Annotated in this window: 21 protein-coding genes; 16 read left to right on the top strand and 5 right to left on the bottom strand. The window is 49.3% G+C overall.

What is annotated here, in order from left to right:
* Positions 1-194: 194 nt before the first annotated feature.
* The 3 genes from ACI955_RS08170 to ACI955_RS08160 all read left to right on the top strand — a co-directional run bounded on the left by ACI955_RS08170 (position 195) and on the right by ACI955_RS08160 (position 3,161).
* Positions 195-713, top strand: a complete 519-nt coding sequence (locus ACI955_RS08170) for a hypothetical protein (protein ID WP_415243245.1) — start codon at positions 195-197, stop codon at positions 711-713.
* Between the two features lie 60 nt (positions 714-773).
* Positions 774-1,670, top strand: coding sequence for an alpha/beta hydrolase (locus ACI955_RS08165; protein ID WP_415243244.1), 897 nt, complete (start codon positions 774-776; stop codon positions 1,668-1,670).
* 462 nt (positions 1,671-2,132) lie between these two features.
* Positions 2,133-3,161: an AraC family transcriptional regulator gene (locus ACI955_RS08160; RefSeq protein WP_415243243.1), complete on the top strand. Its 1,029-nt coding sequence runs from the start codon at positions 2,133-2,135 to the stop codon at positions 3,159-3,161.
* On the opposite strand, the gene ACI955_RS08155 is transcribed toward ACI955_RS08160, so the two are convergent.
* On the bottom strand, positions 3,158-4,051 hold the full coding sequence (locus ACI955_RS08155) for a LysR substrate-binding domain-containing protein (RefSeq protein WP_415243242.1): 894 nt from the start codon (positions 4,049-4,051) through the stop codon (positions 3,158-3,160). The two genes, ACI955_RS08160 and ACI955_RS08155, sit on opposite strands and share 4 nt — an antisense overlap.
* Positions 4,052-4,234: 183 nt before the next feature.
* Here ACI955_RS08155 and ACI955_RS08150 point away from each other — a divergent pair, with 183 nt between their 5' ends.
* The 6 genes from ACI955_RS08150 to ACI955_RS08125 all read left to right on the top strand — a co-directional run bounded on the left by ACI955_RS08150 (position 4,235) and on the right by ACI955_RS08125 (position 10,261).
* Positions 4,235-4,921 (top strand): histidine phosphatase family protein, encoded by a 687-nt coding sequence (locus ACI955_RS08150; protein ID WP_415243241.1) that lies wholly within the window; start codon positions 4,235-4,237, stop codon positions 4,919-4,921.
* Between the two features lie 60 nt (positions 4,922-4,981).
* The gene (locus ACI955_RS08145; protein WP_415243240.1) at positions 4,982-6,205 is read left to right on the top strand and encodes an acyl-CoA dehydrogenase family protein; all 1,224 of its coding nucleotides are present in this window, start codon (positions 4,982-4,984) and stop codon (positions 6,203-6,205) included.
* Between the two features lie 9 nt (positions 6,206-6,214).
* Positions 6,215-7,243 (top strand): phosphotransferase, encoded by a 1,029-nt coding sequence (locus ACI955_RS08140; RefSeq protein WP_415243239.1) that lies wholly within the window; start codon positions 6,215-6,217, stop codon positions 7,241-7,243.
* A 20-nt stretch (positions 7,244-7,263) separates the two neighbouring features.
* A complete protein-coding gene (locus ACI955_RS08135; protein ID WP_415243238.1) occupies positions 7,264-8,043 on the top strand; it encodes an SDR family NAD(P)-dependent oxidoreductase in 780 nt (259 codons plus the stop codon).
* A 166-nt stretch (positions 8,044-8,209) separates the two neighbouring features.
* Entirely contained in the window at positions 8,210-8,410 is a 201-nt protein-coding gene (locus ACI955_RS08130) for a hypothetical protein (RefSeq protein WP_415243237.1), read from the top strand.
* Positions 8,411-8,731: 321 nt separating this feature from the next.
* Positions 8,732-10,261, top strand: coding sequence for an acetyl-CoA acetyltransferase (locus tag ACI955_RS08125; RefSeq protein ID WP_415243236.1), 1,530 nt, complete (start codon positions 8,732-8,734; stop codon positions 10,259-10,261).
* A gap of 54 nt (positions 10,262-10,315) precedes the next feature.
* Here ACI955_RS08125 and ACI955_RS08120 read toward each other — a convergent pair whose 3' ends face one another.
* Positions 10,316-11,335 (bottom strand): AraC family transcriptional regulator, encoded by a 1,020-nt coding sequence (locus tag ACI955_RS08120; RefSeq protein ID WP_415243235.1) that lies wholly within the window; start codon positions 11,333-11,335, stop codon positions 10,316-10,318.
* A gap of 216 nt (positions 11,336-11,551) precedes the next feature.
* Here ACI955_RS08120 and ACI955_RS08115 point away from each other — a divergent pair, with 216 nt between their 5' ends.
* The 7 genes from ACI955_RS08115 to ACI955_RS08085 all read left to right on the top strand — a co-directional run bounded on the left by ACI955_RS08115 (position 11,552) and on the right by ACI955_RS08085 (position 18,602).
* Positions 11,552-13,513, top strand: a complete 1,962-nt coding sequence (locus ACI955_RS08115) for a TonB-dependent receptor plug domain-containing protein (protein ID WP_415243234.1) — start codon at positions 11,552-11,554, stop codon at positions 13,511-13,513.
* Positions 13,501-14,076, top strand: coding sequence for a YfiR family protein (locus ACI955_RS08110; RefSeq protein ID WP_415243233.1), 576 nt, complete (start codon positions 13,501-13,503; stop codon positions 14,074-14,076). The genes ACI955_RS08115 and ACI955_RS08110 overlap by 13 nt, the downstream gene beginning before the upstream one ends.
* 20 nt (positions 14,077-14,096) lie before the next feature.
* The gene (locus ACI955_RS08105) at positions 14,097-15,662 is read left to right on the top strand and encodes an ATP-binding protein (protein WP_415243232.1); all 1,566 of its coding nucleotides are present in this window, start codon (positions 14,097-14,099) and stop codon (positions 15,660-15,662) included.
* Positions 15,663-16,422: 760 nt separating this feature from the next.
* The gene (locus ACI955_RS08100; RefSeq protein WP_415243231.1) at positions 16,423-16,617 is read left to right on the top strand and encodes a hypothetical protein; all 195 of its coding nucleotides are present in this window, start codon (positions 16,423-16,425) and stop codon (positions 16,615-16,617) included.
* 194 nt (positions 16,618-16,811) lie between these two features.
* The gene (locus tag ACI955_RS08095; RefSeq protein ID WP_415243230.1) at positions 16,812-17,807 is read left to right on the top strand and encodes a TonB-dependent receptor domain-containing protein; all 996 of its coding nucleotides are present in this window, start codon (positions 16,812-16,814) and stop codon (positions 17,805-17,807) included.
* A 72-nt stretch (positions 17,808-17,879) separates the two neighbouring features.
* Positions 17,880-18,218 carry a hypothetical protein gene (locus ACI955_RS08090; RefSeq protein WP_415243229.1) on the top strand — a complete coding sequence of 113 codons (339 nt, stop codon included), beginning with the start codon at positions 17,880-17,882 and terminating at the stop codon, positions 18,216-18,218.
* A 27-nt stretch (positions 18,219-18,245) separates the two neighbouring features.
* Entirely contained in the window at positions 18,246-18,602 is a 357-nt protein-coding gene (locus ACI955_RS08085) for a hypothetical protein (RefSeq protein WP_415243228.1), read from the top strand.
* Positions 18,603-18,697: 95 nt separating this feature from the next.
* Here ACI955_RS08085 and gpt read toward each other — a convergent pair whose 3' ends face one another.
* The 3 genes from gpt to ACI955_RS08070 form a co-directional block, all read right to left on the bottom strand.
* On the bottom strand, positions 18,698-19,162 hold the full coding sequence (gene gpt / locus ACI955_RS08080) for a xanthine phosphoribosyltransferase (RefSeq protein WP_415243227.1): 465 nt from the start codon (positions 19,160-19,162) through the stop codon (positions 18,698-18,700).
* Positions 19,163-19,387: 225 nt separating this feature from the next.
* The gene (locus ACI955_RS08075; protein ID WP_415243226.1) at positions 19,388-21,586 is read right to left on the bottom strand and encodes a TonB-dependent receptor; all 2,199 of its coding nucleotides are present in this window, start codon (positions 21,584-21,586) and stop codon (positions 19,388-19,390) included.
* A gap of 183 nt (positions 21,587-21,769) precedes the next feature.
* A complete protein-coding gene (locus ACI955_RS08070) occupies positions 21,770-22,153 on the bottom strand; it encodes an MAPEG family protein (RefSeq protein WP_415243225.1) in 384 nt (127 codons plus the stop codon).
* Positions 22,154-22,342 lie beyond the last annotated feature (189 nt).

The following is a 22,342-nucleotide window of genomic DNA, read 5'->3' as shown; positions in this document are numbered from 1 at the left end:
CTCCAACGGGCGATAACTATACCCTGATAGCGCTTGTTATCAGATCTTATTTTTGGTGCTTGGTGGCGCTGTTTGGAGGTTATTGATGTCCGGTAATCATATTGTCTATGCACCGAGGAATGGTACTATGCGACTGAAATAATGTTTCTAGTGCGCGTTGCAGACGCCACCGTCGATATTGAGAATAGCTATTTATGCGTTTGCCCGCTTTTCTATTGCGCCGCTTACAGGCCAAAGCTGAACAAATTACCCATCGCATACCCAGTAAAATCATTGGTACTGATTACCTGACCCGCTGGTATGTGATGCCGCGTAATCGTCTGTTTAATGTCTACCTCCACCATGTGACAGGTGACGATCCAGATATTAATTTACACGACCACCCCTGGGTGTTTAATTCGTCGATAGTTTTGCGTGGGCGAATACTGGAAGAAATGCCAGGCAGAGATCGAGTATTAGAAACAGGCAGTTTTACGACGCGTCTGGGGCGTGCGCCACACCGTTTGTTGTTGGACACTCCAGATAGCTTGACCCTCTTTATTACCGGCCCCAAAATTCGCAAATGGGGTTTCTACACACCAACTGGCTGGACCAATAGCAAGGCGTATTTGCGAGCAGATGGCAACGGCCGAAATGTGACCGCATTGTTCGCGGTAGCGGGCACGCCGGCAGTGACGGTGCCGGCTTCTGGTGCTGAAAAACGTTCGGCCTAGCGTGTGGCAGCCACTCGGATTGAGTGGTTATAGGACTCCTTTTAATAATAAGCGTGGTGTATGAAAACACAACTCAAAGCCGCTGTGATACGCAGTGCAGTAAAAGTAGACACCCGATTACGCTGGCTTGGGAAAACTGCGAAACATATTGTGGTTAAAAAGTCGGATATCGAAACCGCCCACGGTCGCATTCGACTGCGTATATACCAGCCGCCGGGAGAGGGCCCATTTCCAGTGGTGGTTTACTACCATGGTGGCGGTTGGGTGATTGGCGATCTGGTTGTGTATGATCCTCTGTGCCGGGATTTGTGCGACCGCAGTGATTGTATTGTTGTCGCGGTGGATTATCGTCTGGCGCCTGAGCATCCCTTTCCAGCAGCGCCCGAAGATTGTCTAGCGGCTTTAAAATGGACCTACGAGCATATTTCGCTGTACCGCGGGCAGCCAAATGCCATTGCTGTGGCCGGTGATAGTGCGGGGGGTAATCTCGCAGCAGTCACCGCCCTGCAAGCGAGGCAGTGTTTGCCGGGTGTGGTGAAGGGGCAGGTATTAATTTATCCGGTAACAGATCATTACGAGCCGGGCACGCCATCTTATGAGGAGAATGCGAAAGGTCCGGTACTCACCCGCAAGTTAATGATGTGGTTTTGGGATACTTATCTTAAGGGCAGTCCTTTACTTGATGCTGGGCAAACCCGTCACCCCCGCGCCACACCGTTAATTCGTGATGATTTAGATAATTTACCACCGACCTTATTACTGACGGCGGAACGCGATCCCCTGCGGGATGATGGCGCGAGTTACGCTGAGCGTCTGCAGCGGCATGATAATCAGGTGCAATACAGCTTGTATGCAGGCGCCTGCCATGGTTTTGTCGGTTTGCAGGGGCCGAAGCCAGATCACAATAAGGCGATGGGCGAAATTAGTAGGTGGTTGGCCAAGCTATTTGCGGCCTAGCACCCGTCATGATTTTTACTGCTGTGATGAGTCTTTGCCAGCAGCTCAGAAATACCGCCGTTAATCTTCCATTCTTTATTCATTTAATATGCGGCACCCCAAGGTCTTCTTCAGAATTCTCCCAGGCGGCTTGCGGGGCCGGGCGTCGTAAATTTCCAAGCGCCGTCGCATTTTGAATCCAGTCAGTTTTTTCCGATACCAGGCCATTAACTCGTTGCGGCTGAGTGGGACTCCCCGCATAACCTTGTAGTTAGGGTGTGCACTCGATTATCTTGTCCTCAGCGGCGTGGACCAGAGTAAAGAATGAGAATCGCGGGCTGCCTTTTGCTTTTATGGCTTGAGGTGTGGCATGGGCTAATACTTGTTATGATTCCACCCGTAAGCTCTTTTGAGAAAGCGTATCAATGATCTAAATTGCGCTTTATTACGCTATTTTAAAGCTTAAATAAACGAGGTGGGATCTTGCGTACACCAACAGTGTGCTCTGAATATTTGGTTGATTTGCTGCAGTACATCGAAAATCGCGGTGTTGATGCGCAGAGCTTCATTGCGGCGGTGGGTTTTAATCCGGAGCAGCACCTAACCTTGCAGGGGCGCTTTCCTCTGCGTTTGTTTGAGGTCATTTTAGATGTCGCCAGTGCGATGCTGGACGATCCATTTTTGGGTGCCAATGCTGGCGCACATTCGTCGCCAGCAGCGTGGGGAATGGTGAGTTATCTCGGTATGAGTGCGCCAAACTCCCGCGCCGCCTTCGATGCGGTGGTGCATTTCTCGCGTTTGCTGATCGACCACGGTGACGTTATGTACAGTGAAACCGACGACGAATGGACGCACTTAACGTGGGTGGTGCCAGAGCGTAAACCGGTGTCGCGGCAGTTAACCGAGTTCTTTTTTACAAGTTGGTATCATGCCCATAAAATCATATTAGACCGTTGGTGTAATCAACGGGAAGTCTATTTTAGCCATGCGGGACCGGTGGACAAGAGCGAAATTGAGCGAATATTGGAATCGCCGGTCAAATACCAGTGCGACGCGAATGTGGTGAAATTTGATAGCCATTTTCTGGATCGGCCGACCCGCTTTCCCCATACCGGCATCTATAATTCGCTGTTGCAAACGGCGCGGTCGGAGCTGGCAAAATTGCAGATGGAAGATCGCATCGTGAAAGATGTGATTGCCTGCGTGGTAAGGCAATTGCCGGAGGGGGTTCCCAAACTTGATGATGTCGCGGCGGAGCTTGGCTTGGCGCCACGTACCTTGCAGCGTCGTCTGAACAATACTGATACCAATTTTAAATGTTTGGTGGACGACGCCCGCAAGCAGCGTTCAAAGCAGCTTGTGGATGATGGTGATATGCCCTTGCTGGATATTTCTGCTGAACTGGGGTTTAGCGACCAAAGCTCGTTTCAAAAAGCCTTTAAGCGCTGGTTTGGTTTGGCACCGGGTCGCTATCGCATGAGTCAGCAGTTATCAAATAACGCGAGCAATTAATGCTCCTGCGCCAATTTCATCGTAAATTCACGGAGCCAAAGTACCGCGGGATCGTGCTCCACGCTTTTATGCCAGAATAATTGCAGTTCTAGTTTTGGAGTATCGAAGGGCAGTGACTGCTTGGATAAATGCCAGTGACTTGCCATGGTGGCGGGTACAGCTGCTATAAGGTCAGATTCTGCGAGCAAGGTTGGCAGCGCCGCGTAGTGCTGCAAACGAAGGCCGATACGGCGTTTTTGGCCAATGGAGCGCAGCGCTAAATCAATATGCCCGGCTCCCTTTATACGACTAGAGATATGAATGTGCTCATGTTCTAGAAACGCCTCTAGCGTCATTGCCTTGTTGCACAGCGGGTGATTGGGGCGCATGACACAAACATAGTGATCAGTTTGCAGAGGTTGGCTAATAAGCTCAGGGTGACTTAGCAGCGGCGCATCAACTGCGAGGTGCACATTGCCACTGGCCATTTGATAGGCCACTTCTCGGCGATCAAAAAACACCACTTCCAAATTTACCTTGGGCGCATGCCGTTTAAGCTGTTTTAACAGCGCTGGCAATAATATGAGCTCGGCATTTTCGCTTGCATGTATACGGAAGGTGCGGCTTGCGGTGCTGGCCTCAAAGGGAATTCTGGCGGCAACGCAGCTATCCAGATTTTTTAAGGATTCTCTCACCGTGCCGACGAGTTGCCTCGCAAGAGGTGTTGGCACCATGCCGGCGCTGGTGCGCACAAACAGTGGGTCATCGAAAATACTGCGCAATTTAGCCAGTGAACCGCTAACGGCGGGCTGGCTAACGTGCAGTACGCCGGCCGCGCGGGTCAGGCTTTGCTGTGAGTAAATCGCATCAAAGACAATGAATAAATTTAAGTCTATCTTTATGGTGTTCATATATTCCGCTCGATGAACAAATGGCATTAAACAATAATAAGCTGTGCTTATTATGCTTGATAACAATAATAAATTTCAATAATGATTCTGCTGCCGTTACTATGGTCGGGAAATACCGTACTTGTCGAGTTATGGCATATGGTCTTGCGCGTAAATTTTACAGTTTAGAGCTTAGGGGGAGTAGTGGCAGAAGTCGTTGTAGTCAGGCATGGTCAGGCTGCCTTTGGGACGGATGATTATGATCGTTTGACCGATCTAGGCTGGCAGCAAGCTCGCCTATTGGGTGAACACTTTGCCGAAGCGGAACAATATTTTGACGCCGTGTATACCGGCACGCTGCGTCGTCACCGCGAAACCTTGACGGGAATTAGGGAGGGGGCAAGTGAAGCACGTATTGCCGCCCCCGACGCAATAGAGCTGCCGGGTTTGAATGAATACGACTCTGATATCTTGTTAGAGCGCTATATTGCGCTTAGCGGTGACATGCTTGATGGTGAGGCGATAGATCTTAGTAATTCACGGACCTTCTATCGCTTGCTGCGTTCGGCTTTGTTGGCTTGGAGTCGCAATGAGTTATCAGAGGTGACCGAGTCTTGGGGCGATTTTGAACAGCGAGTGCGTGACAGCTTAGCGACCTTGTCGGCGGCAAAGGGCCGGGTGCTAGTGGTCACCTCAGGCGGGCCAGTGAGCGCCATGTTGCGAGAGGTTCTAAGGCTGGATGTGGACACGATGGTGAATACTAATTTGCAGGCTAAAAATACGGGGGTGACCCGGTATTTTAGCCGTGGAATAAATTTTAATTTGAATATGTTTAATGCGCTGCCCCACCTTGAAAGTGCAGCGCATCGTCACTTAATTACTTATACCTGATCGAATGTCATTGTTTACATTGGCGCAACGTCGCCGCAAACCGCAATTGAGGATTGAATAATGGATCTTACTCCCAGCCTGAAAGCGCAAACCTTACTAAAGAAACTCAGTACGTTTATGGATGAGCATATCTACCCCAACGAAAAAGCCTATGCGGAACAATTGCACGCTGCCAAGGACCGTTTTGCTATTCTGCCTTTGATGAATGAACTTAAAGACAAGGCCAAGAAAGCGGGTTTGTGGAATTTATTTTGTCCAGAGGAGTTCCCACAGTATTGTGAACATGGCGGCTTGAGCTTTGTCGATTACGCGCCGCTAGCTGAACTGATGGGCCGGGTGTTGTGGGCGCCAGAGGTGTTTAATTGTAATGCGCCCGACACCGGCAATATGGAAGTGTTTATGAAGTACGCCACTGACGCCCAGCGTGACACATGGTTAACGCCGCTGTTAAGTGGCGATATTCGTTCTTCCTACGCTATGACTGAGCCGCAAGTGGCGTCTAGTGATGCGACTAATATTGAATTGAGTATTGTAAAAGACGGCGGCGACTGGGTATTGAATGGTCGCAAGTGGTTTATCACCGGTGCCATGAATGAGCGCACCAAGATCTTTATTGTGATGGGCAAGTCTGATCCAGAGAACGCCAGTCGTCACATGCAGCAAACGCAAGTATTGGTGCCCAAGGACACAGCGGGATTGTCAATTATTCGCCCACTGACAACCCTGGGTTACGATGATGCGCCGATTGGTCATGCCGAAATTGTATTTGAAAATGTACGAGTGCCTCTGGAAAACGTCTTGCTGGGCGAGGGGCGGGGTTTTGAAATTGCCCAAGGTCGCTTAGCTCCCGGCCGTATGCATCATTGCATGCGGCTGATTGGCGCTGCCCAGCGTTCACTGGAATTAGCCTGCAAGCGCGCGGTGTCTCGTACTACCTTCGGCAAACCGCTTAGCAAACATCAGTCAGTGCGTGAGGAGATTTCTCGCAGCTTCTCTGAAATTGAAATGGCGCGCTTGCTAGTGCTGAAAACCTGTAAACAAATTGATGAGCAGGGCCCGATGCAAACTACCGATATGATTGCGGCGACTAAAACCACCGTGCCCCTGCTGGTGCAAAATGTGATTGACCGCTGTATGCAATTACACGGCGCGGGTGGTTTGACCGAAGATTACTTTATGGCTGAAGCGTTTAACTATGCACGCTGGTGTCGTCAGGCCGACGGCCCAGACCAAGTGCATCAAATGGCGCTGGGTAAGCAAATCATTAATCGTTACGCTAGCTAAGGAGGCCTTATGGCAGATGCATTTGATCTAGATATTGCCGCTTTAACGGCGTATCTCGAAGCCCATATCGACGGCTTTAAAGGCCCGTTAACGGCAGAGAAGTTTGCTGGCGGGCAGTCTAATCCCACCTATTTGATTGCGGCCGCTAGTGGCAAATATGTGCTGCGACGCAAGCCGCCGGGTGAGTTACTTAAATCTGCTCATGCGGTAGATCGTGAATTTCGGGTCATGCAGGCCTTGGCGACTACTGAGGTGCCAGTGCCTAAAATGCGAGTCTTATGTGATGACAGCAGCGTTATCGGCTCAATGTTTTATGTGATGGACTACCTTGATGGCCGCATTTTTTGGGACGCGGCCCTGCCAGAGCAAACACCTGCAGAGCGCGGTGCAATTTACGATGCGATGAACAAGGTGTTAGCAGATTTACACAATGTAGATGTCGACAAAGTTGGCTTGAGCGATTACGGCAAACCCGGTAATTATTTTGAGCGCCAAATCGGTCGCTGGACCAAGCAGTACCGCGCCAGCGAGACTGAAACACTGCCCGCTATGGAAGAGCTAATAGTGTGGCTGAATGATAATTTGCCTGCTGACGATGGCTTGGTGTGTATCAATCATGGTGATTTTCGCTTGGACAATATGATGTTCTCTCACCACGGCAGTGAGGTCTTGGCATTGTTGGACTGGGAGCTTTCTACTCTTGGACATCCATATGCCGATTTGGCCTACCAGTGTATGCAGCTGCGCATTCCCAGCGGTGCGGCCATTCCGGGTTTGGGCGGTGCAGATCGCGGTGCTTTGGGTATCCCGACTGAGCAGGCCTATGTCAGACAATATTGTGAGCGCCGGGGTATTGCTGGCATCGATAATTGGGTGTTCTATTTGGCTTTTGCGTTTTTCCGCTTAAGCGCAATTTTGCAGGGCGTATACAAGCGTGCCTTAGATGGCAATGCCTCTAGTCAAAAAGCACTGGATTACGGTGGCTTAGCCGCACCGTTAGCTGAATTAGGTTTGGCCTTGATTGAGAAGGGCGAGTAAATGTTAAAGAGTCAAAAGATATGAACACAGCAATATTCAGTAGCCTAGATCTGTCTGGGGAAGTCGCTTTGGTGACTGGTGCGTCCAGTGGTTTGGGTGCCCATTTTGCGACGGTGTTGGCGCAGGCAGGGGCGACTGTAGTGGCGGCGGCGAGACGGGTAGACCGACTTGAGCGTCTGGTGGCAGACATTAGCGAGGCTGGGGGCAAGGCGATTGCGGTGGCTATGGATGTGAACGATGCTGGCTCAGTGGTAGCGGCGTTTGATCACGTAGAAGCTAGCGTTGGCACTGTGACAATTCTTGTTAACAATGCGGGTGTGGCCGATCCTAGCCGCTTTGTCGACAGTACCGAGCAAAAATGGGACTTCACCGTAGATACCAATTTGAAAGCGGTGTGGCGGGTGTCTCGAGATGCGTCTGAGCGGATGATCAAGGCTGGTGTCACCGGAAACATTATCAATATCGCGTCTATTCTCGGATTGCAGCCAAGTGCAAATAATGCGCTGTATGCAACGGCCAAAGCCGGGGTTATTCAACTGACTAAAAATAGTGCGCAAGAATTATGGCGGCACAATATTAGAGTTAACGCCCTGTGTCCCGGCTATTTTGAAACTGAAATTAATGCCGATTTTTTCCGCTCGGAAAAAGGTAGCCAGTATCTCAATAAAATTCCGCCACGGCGCTTAGGCAATATGGATGAATTAACAATGCCGCTGCTAATGTTGGCGAGCCAAGCGGGCTCGTTTATTACCGGTGTCGCCCTGCCAGTAGATGGTGGTCATCTGCTGCAGTCGCTATAGCGATACGCCCACGGCAACTCGGCGCCGTGGGTATTAACATATTCCTGATTATTTTTGCAGTTTAGCTGGATCCGGGCCGCAGGCATATACGGGATCCTTTGTTAGCAAGGCATATGCAATGTGTAAAGCTGAAGCAAACGCAAAGTATGGGTCGGGAGACGAGCTGGTGCTAACCAAATTTAAAGGCGTCACGGGCAGTCAAGTAAAGCTAACGATCTCGCTGCAGGTTTTCGCGCCCGCCGCCGATTCTTTTAAAGTTATGTGCAATATTGATGGGCGAGCGCGTCAGGTGGTGTCTATTGAAGGCAAGGACCGCTTAGGTAATATGCGTATTGTTGGCGCGCACAACAATAATATGGCGCCCTAGTGCTTGGAATACGGGCTGGCAGTCGGTCATAATTGGATCGGATGAAAAGTTAACGTTTACAGGTGTGGCATTAGCTTTGAGCTTGGCTCAAGGTTGATGCCAAACCTGTTTTTTCGTTTAAAGTGAACAATAATAGCAATATCATCAGCGCGCAATATCGATGACAAGAGGCTTAAAACGCGCTGCTCGACGATGTATTTAAGGCCGTTTCACACCTTAAGGGGCTGGCTGAGATACCATAGCACATGGTTTAGGCCGCCAATTCGCTTTGCGTGATTGAGCGCGACACCACCTATAAATAATGATTAATGAGGAAGCTTTGTGGCTAATACAACTCCAATTCTGATAGCGTCTGGGCAATATGTTTTTCGCGATGAAGTGACCGCGGAAACGGTAATGTCGCCACTTGATATTGCTGCCAAGGCAGCCAATGTGGCAATAGCGGCGGCCAACGCGCAAGGTGAATTGGCCTCTCAAATTGATACCATTGCCTTTGTTCGCGGTTTTACGGACTCAGTACCTGGCGGTCAGGGCCCGTTTGGCTCTAGTAATAATATGCCGCGCTCTCTAGCCAAACGCATTGGCGCCGATCCACAGCGCGCAATCTATGGCCGAGAAGGTGGTCATTCGCCGCAGCGCTTTGTGAACGAATTTGCCGAGAAAATTGCCGCTGGCGAAATGTCGCTAGGTTTAATTGCCGGAGCTGAAGCTATCGGTATTGTTAAGCAAGTCACTAAGGCAGGGCTGGCGGTAGACTGGAGTGAAACCGTTGACGGTGACCTTGATAACCGCGGCTGTCACTGGTTATTCACCGAGCATGAAATTGCCCATGGGATTACTTTTCCCACTCAGGTCTACCCTCTGTTTGAACACGCTTGGCGTGTGCGCCATAAACTTAGCGTCACCGAGCATCGCCAGCTCGCGTCTGAATTGTTTGCGAAGTTCTCGGGTGTTGCCGCCAATAATCCTTATTCCCAATTCCCTGTCGCACGTAGCGCTGAGTTTTTAAACACGGTCTCAGCTGATAATTACTGGGTGGCGTCTCCGTATACGAAATGGATGGTGGCGCAGGATGCTGTCAACCAGGGCGCGGCACTGCTGATGTGCTCGGTCGATAAGGCACTGGAGCTAGGTATTCCAGAGTCGCAGTGGATCTATTTGCATAGCTATGCCGACGTCGATGACCGCTGGGTGTCTTCACGCCCAGATTTGTCGCTTTCAGAATCTATGAATTTAACGCTTAGCGGCGTGCTTGCCGCAGCGGGTAAATCGATTAGCGACATTGATGTGATGGATATTTACAGCTGCTTTCCTGTCGCGGTGTTGGCAGCGTGCGAGGCCATGGGACTGGATTGGAATACTGATAAAGCGTTAACCGTTACCGGCGGATTGCCCTTCTTTGGTGGTGCAGGAAATAATTACAGCACCCACGCTATTGCCAGTCTGACTGATCAGTTGCGTGAGTCACCGTCGGCGTTTGGCTTGGTGACAGCGAACGGCGGATTTTTGTCTAAGCAATCAGTAGGCTTATATTCAGCACAGGCGCCGCAAACGCCCTGCAAGAATGCAGATCCTAGTATGCAGGCGCAGTTTAATAGTTTGCCGCTTGTTGAGGTGGTAGAGCAAGCCAACGGCCTTGGCACAGTGGAAACCTACACCGTTGTCTATAAACGCGACAAACCTAGTTTAGGTATTGTGATTGGTCGGCTGACTGATGGTCGACGTTTTCTGGCCAATACGGCGGCAGATGACGAAGGAGCGTTTGCAATACTAGCCGGCGATGAGGAAGTGATTGGTAGGCAAGTGGAGGTCAGTCACCAGGCACCGCAAAATATTGCGCGCTTTATATAAAAACGCATTTATATCGTCAACAGCGTGCTTGATGTGAGGCACGGTTATTCCTCATTACATCCGGCGCCGGTAGTGCTGTGGCGTCATACCTGTCCAACTTTTAAACGCGCGGGTAAATGCACTGGATTCTGAGAATCCCGTGCGCTGCGCGATGCTCTCTATAGAAAGATTTGAACGGCCGAGGTGGTATAGCGCGGTGTCGTGACGACACTGGGTTTTAAGCTCGTTAAAGGTCGACCCTTCCTGAGCCAGTCTTCTGCGCAAGGTTTGCGGGTGTAAATGCAATTGTTCTGCGATTTCTTCAATTCCCGGGGTATCAATCAGGCGTTTGTTTACAATCATTCTGACCTGTGCGGTCCAGCTCTTTTCTTGGTATTGCTGGATTAACATCACGAGGGTGGGGTGCTGCAAAAATCGCTGTAGAGATTGTTCTGTTTGTTCAATTGGCAATTCAGTCAGGCTGCGATGGAAGATAATTTCGCTGCGTGGTTTGTCAAAAAATACCGCCTGCCCTAAAAATAGATGCCGGTACTCCTCGGCGTGTGCGGGAGCGGAATATTCGAGATTGACGGCAATAAGAGGAAGATGTCGTCGTACCATCCAGCTGCAAAAGCGATGAAGATTGAACATAATCAGTTCAAAGCCATAGAGTCCAACAGCATGGTCGGTATTGCCGTGCTCAATAACGAATTTGGCTTCGTCACCGTTGATTTCAAACCGCGGTTGTAATCCCCATTCAAACATTTGATAAAAACGGCAGTATCTCGCCATCATGTGACCCAGGGTGGCGCAATGAATCACCGAGTGGCACATATTCGTCCACGTGCCGATGACATAGCGGGAGGGACCGTAACCTAAAAACTCATCCTCCATTTCACGCATCACAATCGACTGCAAACGACCGAAGTTAACCGCTGATACCCGGGCATTGGTTTTGCTTAATAGTTCTGGTGAAATTCCTGCTGCATTGAGTAGTTGGCTGCTATTTAGGCCCTGCGCCTCGGCATTGTGAAGCACTGCGTGAATAAAATAGTTGCCCACTGAAATATTGCGCATTGATGAAATGCTGCTCATGTGCTCGTTCGTTCCTTTATTAGCGGACTTTTTGATTCTCTATCGTTCACATAATGATATCAGGGGACCAGTATCAGGGATAAGGCTATATACGTAAAAGAAGCTATATTGTAGAAAGAGGAAATAGTCTAATGTCGCGTAAGAACAGGCTAGTTAGGTGATGAAATATAATAAGCGTTGATTGCCCCTGCGCGCTAATAACTGAGTTGAGAGAGTATGTCTAAGCATCTTTTTAAGGCCCTAGATACATTTTGTAAGAAACCCGCGCGAAGTGGTCTGTCTATTTTGGCGGTTTTTATTAGTGTCGTAAACAGTAGCTATGCAGCTAACTCCGAGCCTATATTACTGGCCAGTGCGGATGACTTGGCCGGTATGAGTCTAGAGTCATTGATGAATATTGATGTGGTGTCGGTGTCTAAGCGCAGTGAACCGCTACAGCAATCGCCCGCCGCCGTTTTTGTCTTGGACGGCCGCACGATTGTTCGTTCCGGGGTTAAGAGTATTCCTGAGGCCCTGCGCCTTGTCCCCGGCATTCAGGTTGCGCGACTGGATTCGCATAGCTGGGCAATAACCGCAAGGGGCTTTAATGCCACAACGGCTGACAAGCTAGAAGTGCTGATGGATGGTCGCAGTTTGTATACTCCACTGTATTCCGGCGTATTTTGGGATGCTCAAGACACTCTATTGGAAGATATAGCACGAATTGAAGTCATTCGAGGGCCTGGCGCTGCCCTGTGGGGTGCCAACGCGGTAAACGGTGTTGTGAATATTGTGACTAAATCTGCTGCCGAGACTCAAGGTAGTTTTCACCAAATTGGCGGAGGTAGCGAATTTTCGGGCTTTGCGGCATGGCGCTACGGTGGTGAAGTGGGTGATTTGGGCCACTATCGAGTTTATGCAAAAACCACTCACTATAATGCTCAGGAAACGCCTCGTAACGGCGATGCCCAAGATCCTGGTAAAAATAATCAACTGGGGTTTCGCAGTGATCTTAAGCTCTCTGATACCGACACATTAACGGTGCAGGGCGATTATTATACTGGCTCGATCCAAAGTCCGGCGACCAGCAAGGATGAACTTGCTTCTGGCTATAATGTCATTTCGCGCTGGACGCGTCGTTATGATGACAGTTCTGAAACTGAAATTCAGTTTATTTATGACCAGACTAGCCGTGATAACAGGGTCAATTTTGCCGAGGATCGCAATATCTATGACCTCGATATAAAACATCGCTTCGCTGTGGGAGAGCTGCAAAGTTTTGTAGTGGGTGCCGGTTACCACGTTACCGATGACGATATTGAAAATATTGATCCAGCGTTCATTGCATTTAATCCGCAGAAACGCCGAGATCAAACCTTGGGTATTTTTGTACAGGATCAGATCTCTCTAATTGCAGACACTTTGCATCTGACCTTAGGTGCAAAGTATGAAAGAAACGATTATACCGATGACGAGTTCCAGCCCAGTATTCGGCTTGGCTACATTTTAGATGATAGGAATACGTTATGGGGCGCGGTCTCACGGGCAGTGAGAATACCAAATCGTCTCGATCACACCGTAGAAATTTTCGGTGGTGTTATAGTCGGCGATGAGAATTTTAAGTCTGAAGAAGTGGTCGCTTACGAAATGGGCTATCGGGCTATTTTTAAGTCGACATTGTCGGCAGATATTGCCGTTTTTTATAATGAATATGATAATCTTCGGGCTGTGTCAGATGATATGTTGCAGCCACAAACATTGCCAATTCGTATTGTGAATGAGGGTTCTGGTACAAGCAAAGGATTGGAGTTGGTCATGCGTTGGGAGCCAAAGCCAGCGGTGAAAATACTGGCGAGCTTTATTTATTTTGATATGGATGTGGCTGCAGATGCAGGTAGCCGCGATACCAGTATTGCCGAGAATGATGAGAACGACCCCAATAGTCAGGTGTCTTTGCAGCTCGATTGGGATATCGCCGATAAGTGGTCGTTGCAGGCTAGGGCGCGCTGGGTAGACAGTCTTGATAGTGTCGGGGTGGATTCCTATTCGGCCTTAGATATAAGTGCTATTTGGCGATTGAGTCCAAAAGTGGATTTTGCAATTATTGGGAGTAACTTGTTAGACCCTCAGCATGCTGAGTTTAGTGGTGATATTGAAATAAGCCGCAGTCTGAATGGACAGTTTACATGGCACTTCTGATGCAAAGCTCCCAAAATTTGTGGCCAATATTGGGGCTAAAGCTCCGTATGTTGTTGGTCTTTTTGTTGCCGCTTATCTGTTCGACAACCTATGTCTACGCGGATAATATTGAGTTGGAGTACCGGGTTAAATCCGCTTTTTTATACAATTTTACTAAATTTATTGAGTGGCCCGTTCCGGAAGTAACTCGCAGTGATTTTGTTATGTGTGTGGCGGGAAATAGTCAATTCCATGCGAACTTAATGGATACGATAGGTAATAAGAAAAACCATAATCAGCAAATAATTTTTAATTTTATCCGGAACCCCAGTGAAGCTCGCAATTGCCAGTTGGTGTTTTTAGACTTCGCTAATCGCGAGAGCCTTAGAGGTTGGATTAGTTCTATGGCCGAGCTAGCAGTTCTGACGGTAAGCGATAAGCAAGAATTTATTACTATGGGGGGAATGATTCAGTTTGTTATTGTGGACGGTAAAATTCGCTTTGATATCAATCAGTCTGCAGCAAAAAGTTCAAACATAAAAGTGAGTTCAAAGTTATTGGGGTTGGCGCGTAATGTTAACTAGTAAGGAGTACTCTTGAGCTTATGATACGCGGCGCTGACATTCCTATTCGAGTAAAATTGTTGACTGCAATTGTAGGTACAACGTCGCTATGTTTAATTGTGACGGCCTCGGTATTTCTGGTGTCTAATTGGTTCAGCGTCCGCACTACCTTGGCCAATAACCTCACTGCTGTTGCAGAAGTTTTTACTATGAACACAACCGCCGCGCTGAGTTTTAATGACGCGCGAGCGGCGACTGAAATACTATCTTCACTACAAGCCAAGCGTGAAGTTTTGCAGGCCTGTATTTACAGAGTTGAAGCTGACGGGGAAGAAAAACTATTTGCGCGTTATCAGAGTTTGGAAAATAAGACCTTACGATGTCCGCAAGTTCCACCTACAGAAAACTTTTATACTAAAAAACATCTGGTTGTGGTGAGTCCGGTAAACTTGGGTGATGACAGGATAGGGAGCGTGTATATTGAGCGCGGACTCAATGATTTGTGGGACTCTATTCGGCTCGACGGGATGATTGTTGGGTTAATGGTTTTAGTAAGTATTGCCATAGCAACCATGCTGTCACTGCATGTACAAAAGCTGATTTCGAATCCTATTTTGGCGTTGCTGGGCGCCACCAAGGCGGTGTCTAATTCGAGTGACTATTCCATTCGGGCAATTCCGACAGGCAAAGACGAAATTGGCGGTTTGATTTCTGGTTTTAACAATATGTTGGCACAAATTGAAGGTCGGGATATTGATCTGGCGGCCACCAGAGCTGAATTAGAACTTAGGATTGAACAGGCAGATAAAGCCAATAACGAGCTTGAGAATGCTTTAGTGGAGCTCAGAGATACCCAAGACCAGCTGGTCAATAATGAAAAAATGGCTTCTCTTGGCGGCCTTGTTGCAGGTGTCGCCCATGAGATTAACACCCCAGTCGGTGTTGGGGTGACCGCAGCGAGTACATTGCGAGAAGATACCAAGGCGACTTTCGCACTCTATGAAACAGGAGAGCTGACAAATTCTTCATTGAAGCGTTATTTTTCTATTTGCATGCAGGCGTCAGAAATTATATTGGGAAATTTACAGCGAGCAGCCGACCTGATTCATAGTTTTAAACAGGTGGCGGTAGATCAGAGCAGTACCGAGTATCGCACTTTTGAGCTTAAACGCTATATTGAGGAGACCTTACTCAGCCTTAAACCTAAGTTGCGCCTCACTGAATTAAACGTTGTGGTGGAATGCGATCCTAATCTGATTATTAATTCTGCGCCCGGTGCGATGTCACAAATTATCACTAATCTGGTAATGAACTCGGTGCAACACGGCTATGAAGAAGGGGAGGCGGGCTGTTTGCGTATTATTGCTGAGGAACAGCTCGATGAGATACATATTAACTACAGTGACGATGGTAAAGGTATGTCTGCCGATGTCCTTAAAAAAGTGTTTGAGCCATTTTTCACCACGCGCCGCGGTTCCGGTGGGAGTGGCTTGGGTATGCATATTGTCTTCAATCTGGTGAATCAGCAGCTTAAAGGCGTAGTTACTCTACGCAGCACTTTGGGAGAGGGAAGTTCGGTAGATATTGTATTTCCAAAAAGGCTATGACCTGCGCAGTTGGTGATATTTCTAGCTCGCTCGATATGGTTTTTCTTAGACAAGCGGCTAGCTGAAATACTTTCCTGCGCACAATATGGAATCGTGAGCTAGCTCTTTACTCTCGACTTGATAACAAGCGCGTGAATGATGGTGTCCCCGATGCGATTCGAACGCATGACCTTTCACTTCATACCACTATGACTTTCATCACCAGCACAAGGCTGTTTGTGGTCTGGACTTTCTCTTCACCGTAGACACACCGCAAAAGGTGTTTGTCCGTAGGCGCTACCCGTCAAGTCTCTGCACGTTCCACCGGTTCAAGGGTGGCTTCGCTCAGGATTGCCACCGATGTCAATAAATGACTCGCTGAGGTTTCCCTGAGTTTGAGTAGATTCACTCCCAATGTTTCCAGCGGGGTGCCCAATTTTTATACAACTAGGAGGCGAATGCTCTATCCAGCTGAGCTACGAGGACGTATGCGTGAATGATACCATGTGATGAAATTAAATTGAACGCAGTCAACTAGTTGGCGCTGTCTGTTTGAGCAAATTTAAGAAAAAATCTTGGTGGCTTAGCTTTTCGCAGATCTTGATACTCAGCAAAAAATAACAGCATGAAAATGGCGCAAAGACCGCTTTTAAGAAACGGGCCGTCGGCAACGCTGGCGCCCAAGCAAAGATCCCCCGCTAATAATGGAATGGCAATAAGACGCGCTATTCAGGCGCCTGCCCCGCGCTGGGTGGCTATAGCTCGGACCATAAGGCTAATTTTGACAGCTATAAATTACACCATAAATCACCCCGTAATTTATCCATTAAGGGGCCTTAGCGCCACGGTTCGTCGCCTAGAGGGCTATTTTAAAAATATGGTCGATGGTGGCCGTTTCGCTGATGAAGACCGTCAAGCCATAGCGGCGCGTTTTCTTTGGGATATCAACGATGATCTTAAGCTTGATACTTTTTGATTTTAGAGTGCGCAGGATGAGGAGGGGCAGGCGAATAACTGCCAGGTGATTAATGCCGAGGCTGCGGCGGCCACATTTTTCGTCCCAGGCCAGCCTGATAATTATGCCCAGTGCTTAAGCAACAAGAAAACTTGGCGGAAAATCGCGAGGTCGCCATCAATACCGACGCCAGCTTTTACCGGTAGCAGTCGCAGTTGCACGGGGTAAAGCTAATCTGGGGATTGGCGCCGCTGGATTTGGAATCTATTACCGCTTATAGCCGCCAGTATGATTTGGGTAAACAGGAAGACGTCGACGGCAGTGATTTCAGTCTAGTACTCAATGGCGAGCGACTTGCCTTGCGGACGCTCGATGCCGCTGGTATCGAACATGATCAGGAGGAGCGCTACCAGATTAGTCAAGAGTTGAAGTTTAACGGTCGATTTCTGGATGACAAATTAGATCTAACCTTTGGCACGTTTTACGCCGCTGAACGAGTTGATGGCTTCGCCTATCCACAAATTATTGGTGCCAACGGCGTTCTCGGTATACCACCAAGTTTTCTTCTTGCTAGCACCGCGGGCATAAGCCTGCCGAGTGCGGATCTGGTGGCTGCCGCAGCCAATACCTTGGTCTTGCCCTTGCTCGCTGCGTCGGTCAATTTGAGTTTCATAGAGAACGATACCCGTGCAGTCTTTATTCAGGGAAGCTACGACTTAAGTCGGGATCTTCAGCTCACCTTAGGTATTCGATACACCGAGGACGACAAGCAGCGGGAGGTCGTCTTATACAATGCTGATTTCGATGCATTTGGGCAGCGTGAGGGCTTAATTCTTGCGCAGGGCGGAATCTATAATCCCGTGCCCAGGCCGGTCTTTGACAATATTAATTTCGCCTTGCCTATTCCGTTGTTGGCGCCGGTGAGCACAAAAGCTGAGCGCTCTTTCGATCAACTTTCTCCGGCATTTACCTTGAGTTATGACTGGGGCAGTCATGGTATCGATAGCGTGTCTGTGGACAGTTTGATGACCTATCTGACCATCAGCGAAGGTTATAAGTCGGGAGGTTTGGGGTTGCGCGGTCGCAGGCTTAACGAATTTGAGCCAGGGACTGTTGAGAATAGCGAAATCGGTTTCAAGCTCGAGGCGCTGTCCTCTCGGTTGCGGCTAATACCGTATGGATTACGACCACATTCAAGTGCAGCAGGCTGAAACGGGGCCTAAAAAGCACAAGGTCTGCCGCGCCCTTACGGCTTCGAAGTGTCGTATAGCTGGGATTGATTTATGGTCTTGCTACAAAAGGATGAGATCGCAGTCAGTGGTGCTGTTCAGGAGGCGCGGGCAAGCGCCCTTGAGCTGACGGCCATGGCAAAAATACATCGACATAACCATAGGGCCCTGGATCACTGCAGTATTGAACGCAGCTGGCTGGCCAGTGCGGGCATCTATATATATCACAGCCATATTGCCATCACCGAGCAATCAGTGGATCGTTTTACGTGGCTAACTAAGACGTTTTTTCATTCGGCCGCGCTGCCCACTCAGCCCTGGTATAGCGAATTTCAGGGCGGCCAATGTCTTGCCCTTTGCTTGCCACCGCAAGACGGGATTGATGATCATTAGCTGTGTTGGGGGCGAGTTGATGCAGACATGCCGGCTACTAGATATTATCGACAGCTGGTGCCTTTGCTGCGGCCGATAGCGAGCACTGCCGTCATTGTTGCTCGGTCGGTTAACGAAGGCCCACCGCTGCCTGATGGCGCTCGACTTGCCTACACAGTAAGTCCAAATGGCGAAGTGTTATTTTGGGAAAATAACTGTCTGCACTGGCACCATATTTGTTGTACACCTGGCGCCGGTATTCTTGCTGGGCGACTTGATAGCTACTTTATCAATATGCTTCGCTGCTTACGTCTGGATCAACTTGAGCGCAATACCTATCGAAGGGAAACAGAGCAATTGCGGGATTGGCTGCAATCACCAAACCCGCAATATGACTTAGGCTAGCTGGCCGGCGAGAGTTTGGTTTGAGAGGGGTGTGAAAAAGCTGAGGCGGGTATCGCTAGCTATGAGATTATTAGCAGTGCAATTTACGACGCATCTTATGATACTAGAGGCTGGCTATATGTGGGCTCTATATCCCAAGGGAAATGAATCCAAGTGTCTTGGCTAAACTCTCGCACAAAGTGTTCGGTCAGTGCCTTGGCCTGGGGTTTGGCGTAAATCGTCACAAAGCAGGCTTTGGGGAGTAATTCTTTGGCAATTTTAGCGGTGCCGCCGGTATCAACCAGGTCATCTACTAGTAGGTAGCCATCACCATCGCCGTCCACTGTCTTAAGGATGCTCATTTGGCCTTGCTGGTCGTGGTCGTAGCTGGCGATACACAGAGTATCCACAACGCGCAAATTTAATTCTCTGGCCAAGATGGCGCCGGGGACTAGACCACCGCGGGCAATACTAATAATGCCTTTCCAGCGCTGCGTGGTGAGCTTGCGGGCTAACTCGCGGGTGTCGCGGTGGAGTTCATCCCATGATAAATAATAAACGGGGGGCTTACCGTCTGACATGCTGCTAGCCTTCTACGGTGTCAAAGGTGGCAGATTGTGCCGCATGGATGCCGTTATCGCAAGGCTTTAGGGTAGTTGCTGTTGTGGCTCAAGATTAGTCTAGGAATTAGGTTTTATTGTGAGCTATATCTTCTTAGATCGCCGTGGTCAATATTTTGACTTGTTGCGATTTTTAGGGAGGCTGGCGTCCTTGCGTGGCCCCTGCCGAAAAATACAATCTCGCGCTTAGAAGCTGAGTGTCAAATCCATACCATAACTTTTGGGTTCGCCGAAGTATCCTGCCTGATAAGCGCCCAAGCTAATCGAGTGCACTTTATACTCCTCATCGGCTAAGTTGCGTCCCCACAGCGCAAGGCTTAGGTTGGTAAAACCAAGCGCAATATCAGATAGTGCTACCCGCGTATTCAATAGACCATAGTCATCGAGGAAAAACCCGGACATATCATCATTAAACGCCGTGCCGTAACGCTCGTCTGTCCACTGATAATCTAGGCTCGCAGTCAGTATTATCGGTCCGGCTCCGAGGCCGCGCTGATATTCAAAACCCAAGGTGTAGTTGTGTTCTGGGGCGTAGGGCATCTCAGCTTGATCTGCAACATTTTCACCTTCGGTGGCGCTGCCGCTGCGCTGATCAATGTATTCAACAAAGTCTGCATCGGTGTAGCCGTAGGACAATTGCATGGTCAAGCCCGGTAGTAACACCGCCATAACATCCAGTTCAAAGCCGTCTATTTGGGCCTCACCCACATTAAATACGTCGGTTAAAAAGATGGTAGCGTTATTGGTTATCTGCTGAAGCTGCATGTCTTGGTAGTCGGCGTGGAATAGCGCGGCATTCACACTGACGCGATTGTTTAGCCAGCTGGATTTAAGTCCCAGCTCATACGACACCATATGTTCTTCATCAAAAGGTGGGGTAAAGCCATCCTCGGTGCTGCGCACATTATAGCCGCCGGATTTATAGGCGGTAACGACTTTGGCAAAGGTGTTAATGTTGTCATTCCAGCTGTAATCCGCTGTCAAGCTAGGATTAAAGTTGCTCCACTCGGCGCTATCTGACTGCTCGCCATTAGTGAAATACACTGCACTGTCTTTGCGTGCCGCGCGCTTATCTGCGGTGTAGCGTCCGCCCAAGGTTATGTCTAAATCGTGATTCAGTTGCGCGGGCGACCAAGTGACTTGCCCATAGGCCGCATAGGCCTCGGAGTTTGAGTAAATCTGCCTATCTTCTAAGGTTACGGTTATAAAGGAGGGGGGCACTAGAGGATTTGGTGGAATAGGCGCCGGCGCTGGAATCGGCACAGTGTCTGTTTCTTTCTCGATACCGTGTTCTTTGAAGTAGTAGAGTCCTGCAACATAGCGCCAAGATTCGCCAGCGTCGCCGAGAAATTGGAATTCCTGCGAAACCTGGTCCTGTTCTATGCCGACCCGGATTTTAAAACCGGGCAAGCCGCCACCGTAATCCTGTACAGTATCTTCAGCCAATTCACGATAGGCAGTGATTGACTTCAGTTGTCCCCAGGTGGTGTCTAAACTGGCAATTAAACTATGGCCACTCAGCTCGGTATTACTGGGTTCAACGCCGCCATTCCAGCTTCCGCTATCGCTGCGTTGTTCACTTGCCGGTATGGCATTTCCGTTTGATGATGTGGTTTGATAAAAATGCTGCGGCCCATCAATATTTGAAAAATCATAAGCGTAATCAATAACAAGGCGCTCGCTGGCATCCCAGCGTAAGACCGCCCGACCAGCCTGTTTTTCTTCCTCGCCGAAATTCTTGCCTGCACCCGTATTTTCAACCCAGCCGTCATGGCCAGACTCTAGATAACTTAATTTACCGGTAAACTGACCGACTCTGCCGCTCTGTATTTTACTTAGCGAGCGCCAATAATCGCGGTTGCCCACGCTAAATTGCTGGCTTATAGCAAAGTCTTCCGCCGGTTTTGCGGTGATTAAATTTATTGCTCCGCCGGTGGTGTTGCGGCCGTACAGCGTGCCCTGGGGCCCGCGTAACACTTCGATGCGCTCCAGATCGGCGACATCGCTGGTCAAACCAATACTCCGCGCTACGTATACACCGTCAAGGTAGATACCAACGGCAGGATCCTGGGTCGACTGGCTGTCGTTATTGCCCACCCCACGCATGAACACCACTAGGGAGCTGCGGCTATTAGGAAAGGGGGTAATGGTGACATTGGGCGCCAAGCCGGCGACATCGCCTAAGTCACTAATACCGAAACGCGCCAGCCGTTCGCTGGAAAAGGCCAGCATAGAAATAGGGGTATCCTGAAGCGAGTTCTCGCGCTTCTCAGCGGTAACCAGAATCTCTTCTAAGGTCAAATCACCGGCAGCTATGGATGTGAGCGGCATGGCGCCGAGGATTGCTGCCGTTAACACCGACATATAACGGATCGACTTGGACATTTTACACTCTCTTGTTGTTTAAATTTAACGGCAGCAAAAGTCTAGCAGGCCAATTAGCGGGGGAGTATCGCAAGCTATCTAGGGCTTCGCCTATCGTTCGTTTGAGTGGGAAGTGAAGTGGTTATCCCTGTGACAGGACGCGAACATGCACGCCCCGTCATTAAGGTGTCATGCCGACTCAGGCTATAGGGCCGCTGCAACGCTGCCGTAAATACTTCCCAAGACCAGTACGATAGTTGCCAGCCCGCCAATAGCAAAGCCTGCACCGCGCTTTTCTGCCGCGGCTAAATAGCCTTTGCAGTACAGGGCGCGCCCCAGTACAAAGACCAAGCCCAAGCCCGCAGCAACCGCCGCACTGACATAGGTAGCAAAAATCCACATGGCAGGTATTACCACCACTATTTGCTCAAGGGTATTTAGCTGCACACGCAGCATACGCTCAAGCTTGGGATCGCCCGTCATAGCGGGGGCTTGAATGCCAGATTTGCCACGGGTAGCACCGACCATCATGATAAAAACCAAGTACTCCAATAATATAATGCCGATTACTGCCGCCACGATTGCCATTTTTATTATCCTCATCATTATAAAAGTGAATCATCCTAGCCCTGATGGCGATTAAACAACAGCACTGACGACTTGTTTAGCAAGTATCGCGCGGCAGCAGTAAATCGCTGATAGTGGAGTGGCAAAACGGGCTTAACGAATAGTGATAATAAGTGAGCATTGCCGTCGCTGCTGCTATAGTCAATAAAA

Origin of the sequence: Zhongshania sp., assembly GCF_047636175.1 — a bacterium.
Taxonomy (GTDB): domain Bacteria; phylum Pseudomonadota; class Gammaproteobacteria; order Pseudomonadales; family Spongiibacteraceae; genus Spongiibacter.
This window is presented reverse-complemented; position numbering and strand designations above follow the sequence as displayed.